The 1,288-nt window shown below is 44.3% G+C and carries 1 protein-coding gene; it reads left to right on the top strand.

What is annotated here, in order from left to right:
• The first annotated feature begins 349 nt into the window (after positions 1-349).
• Positions 350-1,120, top strand: a complete 771-nt coding sequence (gene hisF, locus AC805_RS16405; RefSeq protein WP_055076412.1) for an imidazole glycerol phosphate synthase subunit HisF — start codon at positions 350-352, stop codon at positions 1,118-1,120.
• The last annotated feature ends 168 nt before the right edge of the window (positions 1,121-1,288 follow it).

Below are 1,288 nucleotides of genomic sequence, written 5' to 3'. Positions count from 1 at the left end.
GTGACTGTAGCTATACAACTATAGTCAGTAATGTTAGGACAAACATCAAACCCAATAGAGAGTTGTGGCGCTTCGCGCCGCAACTCTCTATTGGGTTTGATGTCATGACTTAAGTGAATATAGCTAGAATACCAATTCAAAAAATGGCGTTGCCATTTTTTGAATTGGTATTACAAAATAAAGCGCTGTAAAACCAATTTAAGAAATGGCGTTGCCATTTCTTAAATTGAAAAACCTTACTAGGTCTGGTTTTTAATTCACGAAAGTGTGACAACACTTTCGTGAATTGGTATAAAATGTTCGTTCTGGGGCTGATTGTTGTGATTTTTTGGGAAAATTTGAAAAGTCTATGCTAGCAAAACGCATTTTGCCTTGTCTGGATGTTAAAGCGGGTCGTGTCGTCAAAGGTGTAAATTTTGTCGATCTGAAGGATGCTGGCGATCCCGTAGAGTTAGCACAGGCTTACAACCTTGCGGGGGCTGATGAGCTGGTGTTTTTAGATATTACGGCTACTCACGAAGATCGCAACATTATTTTAGATGTGGTCTATCGCACCGCAGAGCAAGTATTTATTCCCCTAACCGTGGGTGGGGGTGTTCGCAATCTCGATAATATTCGCGAACTTTTAAGGGCAGGTGCGGATAAAGTGAGCATGAATTCGGCGGCAGTCAGCGATCCTGATTTGATTAACCGCAGTAGCGATCGCTTTGGCAATCAATGTATCGTTGTGGCGATCGATGCTAGACGCAGGAACGATCCTCAAAATATGGGCTGGGATGTATATGTGCGTGGTGGAAGAGAGAATACGGGAATTGATGCCCTTTGGTGGGCGCAGGAAGTTGTGAAGCGCGGTGCGGGGGAAATTTTGCTAACGAGTATGGATGCGGATGGGACAAAGGCGGGATACGATCTGGAACTTACCCGTCAAGTTGCCGATTTAGTGGAAGTGCCTGTGATCGCTTCGGGCGGAGCTGGCAACTGCGAACATATCCTGCAAGCAGTTACCGAAGGTAGGGCTGAAGCCGCCTTATTAGCTTCGTTACTGCATTACGGAGAGTTAACGATCGCGGAAATTAAGGATTATTTAAGCGTACATCACGTTCCTGTGCGATCGATCTAGCTATACCAATTCACAAAAGTGTTGTCACACTTTTGTGAATTAAAAACTAAACCTAGTAAGGGTTTTCAAGTTAAGACATAAACCCCAAGAATTGACTGGCGGCGCGAAGCGCCGCCAGTCAATTCTTGGGGTTTGATTTTCCTAATTCAAGTGACTGTAGCTATATAG

The organism is Pseudanabaena sp. 'Roaring Creek' (assembly GCF_001402795.1).
Lineage (GTDB): Bacteria > Cyanobacteriota > Cyanobacteriia > Pseudanabaenales > Pseudanabaenaceae > Pseudanabaena.
The sequence above is the reverse complement of the archived record's forward strand: the minus strand, read 5'-3'. Positions and strand labels throughout refer to the sequence as shown.